General features: G+C 36.0%; 4 protein-coding genes. 3 read left to right on the top strand and 1 reads right to left on the bottom strand.

Features of this window, described 5'->3' with window-relative positions:
- Complete coding sequence (locus HMPREF2937_RS00430) at window positions 1-483, bottom strand: hypothetical protein (RefSeq protein ID WP_002480541.1); 483 nt, start codon at window positions 481-483, stop codon at window positions 1-3.
- Window positions 484-619: 136 nt separating this feature from the next.
- On the opposite strand from HMPREF2937_RS00430, the gene HMPREF2937_RS00435 reads away from it, so the two are divergent.
- From HMPREF2937_RS00435 to HMPREF2937_RS00445, 3 genes are all read left to right on the top strand, one after another.
- Window positions 620-895 (top strand): Fpa/YlaN family protein, encoded by a 276-nt coding sequence (locus HMPREF2937_RS00435; protein WP_002480542.1) that lies wholly within the window; start codon window positions 620-622, stop codon window positions 893-895.
- Window positions 896-1,131: 236 nt separating this feature from the next.
- Window positions 1,132-2,352: a cell division peptidoglycan polymerase FtsW gene (gene ftsW, locus HMPREF2937_RS00440; RefSeq protein ID WP_002480543.1), complete on the top strand. Its 1,221-nt coding sequence runs from the start codon at window positions 1,132-1,134 to the stop codon at window positions 2,350-2,352.
- 394 nt (window positions 2,353-2,746) lie between these two features.
- Window positions 2,747-6,196, top strand: a complete 3,450-nt coding sequence (locus tag HMPREF2937_RS00445; protein WP_002480544.1) for a pyruvate carboxylase — start codon at window positions 2,747-2,749, stop codon at window positions 6,194-6,196.
- Window positions 6,197-6,339 lie beyond the last annotated feature (143 nt).

Below are 6,339 nucleotides of genomic sequence, written 5' to 3' on the forward strand. Positions count from 1 at the left end.
TTATACCACCTCGATATACGTCACATGTTTGAATTCATGTGAATACCCTTCTTCAGGTATGTACACGAAGCTGTCTACACCGTTGTCATCATATAAACGTTTCCCTTTATCTGCGAATTTAAAGAACAGGTAAGGTAATAAGCTTAACGGTACTTCGATTGAATCTTCATCGTTAGATAGACGAATTGCTGTGGCATCGTCATTTGGTTCAGCATTCTTGAAGAAAGGTGTCATGTTAATCACAAATGTGTCCTCAATCATGGCACGCTTTTTATACTTGATTTCAGAATTCAGGGTTGGAGGATTTGTTTGTCCTTCCAAAATTGCGCGATTCCATTCACGGTTATTTTGGAATTCGACAGGTTTTGTTCCTTCAAAGACGCCTGCTTCTAAATCTTCGATTTTTACTTTACGATCGTCAAAAATCCAAGTTGTACTGTCTAAAGTAATTGGAAATTTAACTTTACCCTTAATTTGTATCATGTTATGCGCTCCCCTTTATAATATCTGAGTCTATGATAACATAGAATAGAGTTACTGATTCGAAATTTACTTGCAATTTAGTTTTGAGTAGGCTAAAATTTTTAATATGACAAACAAATGATAGGGGGAGTATGTCATGACGAAATCGAACACAATCAATAACGCGGCATATGACCAATTAAATAAAGATGCAGATCGCATTCTGCAATTAATTAAAGTACAAATGGACAATTTAACATTGCCGCAATGTCCTTTGTATGAAGAAGTTTTAGATACACAAATGTTTGGCTTACAAAAAGAAGTAGACTTTGCAGCAAACTTAGGCTTGATTGATATCGAACAAGGTAAAGAAATCATGTTGCGTCTTGAAAAAGAATTGTCTAAACTTCATGAAGCATTCACAAACGTTTAATTTCACAGCATCAGATTAAACCGCACAAAGTGGCTGCAGTTCTGTCAGAAGTTGATAGAATGTACAGTCACTTTTTTTATTTCTTTTCAGCATACAGAAATGCTTGCAACACGACTTAAAAATGTGGTTTTATAAAGATATCGTCAAAGTGAAAACAGAATTAAGACATTAAAGTCTTATACAAACTCTAAATATATTTGAAAACACTTCAAATATGAGAATTGGATGATTTTTAAATGAATAACATAAAATCTTTCTTTCGGTATGTCGGAAAGTATGCAAAATATATCGATTATCCGTTAGTGATTACATATATAATGCTGTGTTTGATTGGGTTGATTATGGTTTACAGTGCCAGTATGGTTCCTGCTACTAAAGGGACATTAACAGGGGGTACACCTGTGTCTGGTACGTACTTTTATACAAGACAGTTAATGTACGTTGTGATGAGTTTTATTATTGTATTTTTTATGGCGTTCTTCATGAACGTTAAATTTTTACAGCAAACACGTGTGCAACAAATTATGATGGCAGGTATTTTCCTTTTGCTATTCTTTACGTTATTAATCGGTAAAAATATCAATGGTTCTAAAAGTTGGATTAACTTAGGGTTTATGAACTTACAAGCTTCAGAGTTGTTGAAAATTGCCATTATACTTTATCTGCCATTCATGATTAATAAAAAGCGTGAGCGCGTACTTGCGAATCCGAAATTAATACTGAATCCGTTATTATTTATCATTGTATGTATTATCATGGTGCTATTCCAACGTGATGTTGGGCAAACGATGCTGATTATCATTATTTTTATGTCCATTATGCTTTATGCAGGTATTTGGATTAAACCGCTATTAAAATGGGGCGGTATCATATTGGTAGGTGGCAGTATTGCATTAGTACTATTCGCCATTGCAGGTTGGTTACCTGCATACTTAGTTGCCCGTTTTAGAATTATGACAGATCCATTCCATTTTGAATCTGGCACAGGTTACCATATTTCAAACTCCTTAATGGCGATTGGGAATGGGGGATTATTCGGTAAAGGTATCGGCAACAGTGTGTTAAAACTCGGCTATCTGCCAGAACCGCATACAGACTTTATCTTCGCGGTCATATGTGAAGAACTTGGTTTAATCGGAGGCCTATTTGTGATTGGATTATTGTTCTTTATTGTCTATAGAGCTTTCCAATTAGCTTCTGAAACAAGTTCTTATTTCTATAAACTTGTTTGTGTTGGTATCGCAAGTTATATCGGCAGTCAAACTTTCGTTAACTTAGGTGGTATTTCAGCGTTAATTCCATTAACAGGGGTACCGTTACCATTTATTAGTTTCGGTGGTTCCTCTATGATCAGTTTAAGTATCGCCTTAGGCTTATTATTAATTACTGCGAAACAAATCAAGATGGATAAACAAAAAGCAAAACAAAAACATATTGATATTCCAAGAAGATATTAAATGACAAGACTGAGCGTAAGCACGTTCAGTCTTTTTTATGTCGATTGAAAGATTCTTAAAAAGACAAACGTTTTTTATTGACGAGTAAGAAATGTTAAGAATAATGGTTAAGCTAAAATGATTGCTTTCAGAAATAAGTATAAATAAAGTTTATGATGTGTTATAAGAAAATATGATATAATACGGATATGCTTCTATATGTCTTATCTATACTAGCACTGTCTAACATGCTTTGGTGGCGTGTTTATAAGTTGCTGAAACAGTATAGTTTGGCTTGAAGTTTACATATCAGAACAGATACATCTACTAACATTAATGTTCGTGTTTTGGTATACTATTATCTACAACAAAGGTTTAGAAAATTCTAATAATTGATTTTTTGGGGGTTGATCACTTGAAGAAGATTAATAAGTTAATGGTAGCAAACCGCGGTGAAATCGCAATTCGTATTTTCCGTGCAGCCACTGAATTAGACATTACAACAGTCGCAATTTATTCAAATGAAGACAAAGGTTCGTTACATAGAAACAAAGCTGATGAATCTTATTTAGTCGGAGAGGATTTAGGTCCTGCTGACAGTTATTTAAATATTGAACGTATTATTGAAGTTGCGAAGAATGCGAATGTTGATGCGATTCATCCAGGTTACGGATTCTTAAGTGAAAATGAAACCTTCGCAAAACGCTGTGAAGAAGAAGGTATTATCTTTATCGGCCCTAAACTTAAACATTTAGATATGTTCGGTGATAAAGTGAAAGCCCGTGCCACAGCAATTGAAGCTGGTTTACCAGTTATTCCGGGTACAGATGGTCCGATTGAGGATTATCATAAAGCTGCAGATTTTGCGAAAGAAGCAGGTTACCCATTGATGATTAAAGCCACTAGCGGTGGCGGCGGTAAAGGTATGCGTATTGTGAATGAGGAGTCTGAACTTGAAGAAGCCTTTACACGTGCGAAATCTGAAGCGCAAAAATCTTTTGGTAACAGTGAAGTTTATATTGAAAAATACATTAATGAACCAAAACATATAGAAGTTCAAATCATGGGTGATGAACACGGTAATATTGTTCACCTTTATGAAAGAGATTGTTCTGTACAACGTCGTCATCAAAAAGTTGTTGAAGTTGCACCATCAGTAGGTATGGATGAAGGTTTACGTCAACGTATTTGTGACGCAGCATTACAATTAATGAACAATGTGGGCTATGTCAACGCAGGTACAGTTGAGTTCTTAGTATCTGGCGATGAGTTCTTCTTTATTGAAGTTAACCCACGTGTACAAGTAGAACATACAATCACTGAAATGATTACAGGTATCGATATTGTGAAAACACAAATTCTTGTAGCAGATGGCGAATCGTTATTTGACGATGAAATCGGTATTCCGCATCAAGATGATATTCATACATTAGGGTATGCGATTCAATGTCGTATCACAACTGAAGATCCGACAAATGACTTTATGCCGGATACTGGCCACATTATCGCTTATCGTTCTAGTGGTGGTTTCGGTGTACGTTTAGATGCTGGTGATGGATTCCAAGGTGCTGAAATTTCACCATACTATGACTCATTATTAGTGAAATTGTCTACACATGCGTTAACGTTTAAACAAACGATTGAAAAAATGGATCGATCTTTACGTGAGATGCGTATTCGTGGTGTGAAAACGAATATTCCATTCTTAATTAACGTGATTCGCAATAAACAATTCCAAGAAGGCGACTATACAACTAAATTCATCGAAGAAACACCTGAGTTGTTTGAAATTAATCCAACACAAGACCGTGGTACTAAAACATTAGAATACATTGGTAATGTGACAATCAACGGCTTCCCAAGTGTTGAAAAACGTCAAAAGCCTGATTTTGAACGTCCACATGTAGACCGTGTACCAAGATCAGAAATCAAACAATTAAGAGGTACAAAACAACTCTTAGATGAACAAGGTCCTAAAGCTGTTGCGGACTGGTTATTAAAACAAGAAGATGTGTTGATTACAGATACAACATTCCGTGATGCGCATCAATCCTTACTTGCGACACGTGTGCGTACGAAAGATATGTTAGCTATCGCATCACAAACAGCGGAAATCTTACAAGATGCATTCTCACTTGAAATGTGGGGCGGTGCGACATTTGACGTTGCTTATAACTTCTTGAAAGAAAATCCATGGGAACGTCTAGAACAAATGCGTAAAGCCATTCCTAACATTTTATTCCAAATGTTATTACGTGCATCAAACGCAGTAGGTTATAAAAACTATCCTGATAATGTGATTAAGAAATTCGTAAAAGAAAGTGCTGAAGCTGGCGTAGATGTCTTCCGTATTTTCGACTCGTTGAACTGGTTAGACCAAATGAAAGTGGCGAATGAAGCGGTTCAAGAAGCGGGTAAAATCTCTGAAGGTACAATTTGTTATACAGGGGATATTTTAGATCCGCAACGCTCTAATATTTACACATTAGATTACTATGTGAACCTTGCGAAGGAATTGGAAAAAGAAGGATTCCATATTCTTGCGATTAAAGACATGGCTGGTTTATTAAAACCTAAAGCTGCTTTTGAATTAATCGGAGAATTAAAAGCTGCAGTTGATTTACCAATCCACTTGCATACACATGATACAAGCGGTAACGGTATTTTAACGTATAAACAAGCTGCAGATGCAGGTGTGGACGTGATTGATACAGCAGTATCATCTATGAGCGGTTTAACAAGTCAACCAAGTGCGAACTCATTGTACTATGCTTTAAATGGCTTTGGTCGTGATGCACGTACAGATATCAATGGTCTTGAACGTTTAGGTCAATATTGGGATACAGTACGTCATTACTATAGTGACTTCGAAAGTGATTTCAAATCACCGAACACAGAAATTTACCAATATGAAATGCCTGGCGGCCAATACTCAAACTTAAACCAACAAGCGAAAAGTTTAGGCTTAGGCAATAGATTCCATGAAGTTAAAGATATGTATCGTCGCGTAAACTTCTTATTTGGAGATATTGTTAAAGTAACACCATCTTCAAAAGTAGTTGGAGATATGGCGTTATACATGGTACAAAATGATTTAACAGAAGAAGATGTCTTAAAAGACGGTTACAAACTCGACTTCCCTGAATCAGTGGTCTCATTCTTCAAAGGTGAAATCGGTCAACCAACAGACGGCTTCAATAAAGAACTTCAAAAAGTTGTGTTGAAAGGTCAAAAACCATTAACAGAACGTCCAGGTGAATACCTTGAAGATATCGACTTTGAAGCGTTACGTGAAGAACTTCAAGCAAAACAAGAAAAACCTGTCACTGAACAAGATTTAATCAGTTATGCGATTTATCCTAAAGTTTATGAACAATACATTGCTACGAAAGAACAATTCGGTAATGTGTCATTATTAGATACGCCGACATTCTTCTTCGGTATGCGTACGGGTGAAACAGTTGAAGTGGAAATCGATAAAGGTAAAACGTTGATTATCACATTAGAAGCAATTACTGAACCAGATGATAAAGGTGTCAGAACAATCTTCTTCATCATGAACGGTCAAACACGTCAAATTAAAATTCAAGATGAAAATGTGAAAACGAATGCGACAGTTAAACCAAAAGCAGACAAAGCTAACCCTAACCATATCGGTGCACAAATGCCTGGTACAGTGTCAGAAGTTAAAGTTGCAGTGGGTGATCACGTAGAAAGCGGACAAGCACTCTTGATTACTGAAGCAATGAAAATGGAAACAACAGTACAAGCACCATTCAACGGTACAGTAAAACAAGTTACTGTCACAAATGGTGAAGGTATTCAAACAGGCGACTTATTAGTGGAATTAGAAAAAGATGAATAATCGTTAAAATATGCCGGAAGCTGATACTCTCTTCAGTTTCCGGTATTTCTATTCTTGAGAAGCCTATTTATAGTAAAAGTGATTAAGAAGTTTGGATAAAGCAACAAAAAATGGCTCTTTGTCAAATTCGGTTGATATATAAA

This window comes from Staphylococcus sp. HMSC061G12 (genome assembly GCF_001838465.1).
Classification (GTDB): domain Bacteria; phylum Bacillota; class Bacilli; order Staphylococcales; family Staphylococcaceae; genus Staphylococcus; species Staphylococcus simulans.

What these genes read in the sequence shown, in the direction of transcription:
- HMPREF2937_RS00430 (WP_002480541.1), bottom strand. Translation starts at nt 483, where the DNA reads ATGATACAAATTAAGGGTAAAGTTAAATTTCCAATTACTTTAGACAGT.
- HMPREF2937_RS00435 (WP_002480542.1), top strand. Translation starts at nt 620, where the DNA reads ATGACGAAATCGAACACAATCAATAACGCGGCATATGACCAATTAAAT.
- ftsW (WP_002480543.1), top strand. Translation starts at nt 1,132, where the DNA reads ATGAATAACATAAAATCTTTCTTTCGGTATGTCGGAAAGTATGCAAAA.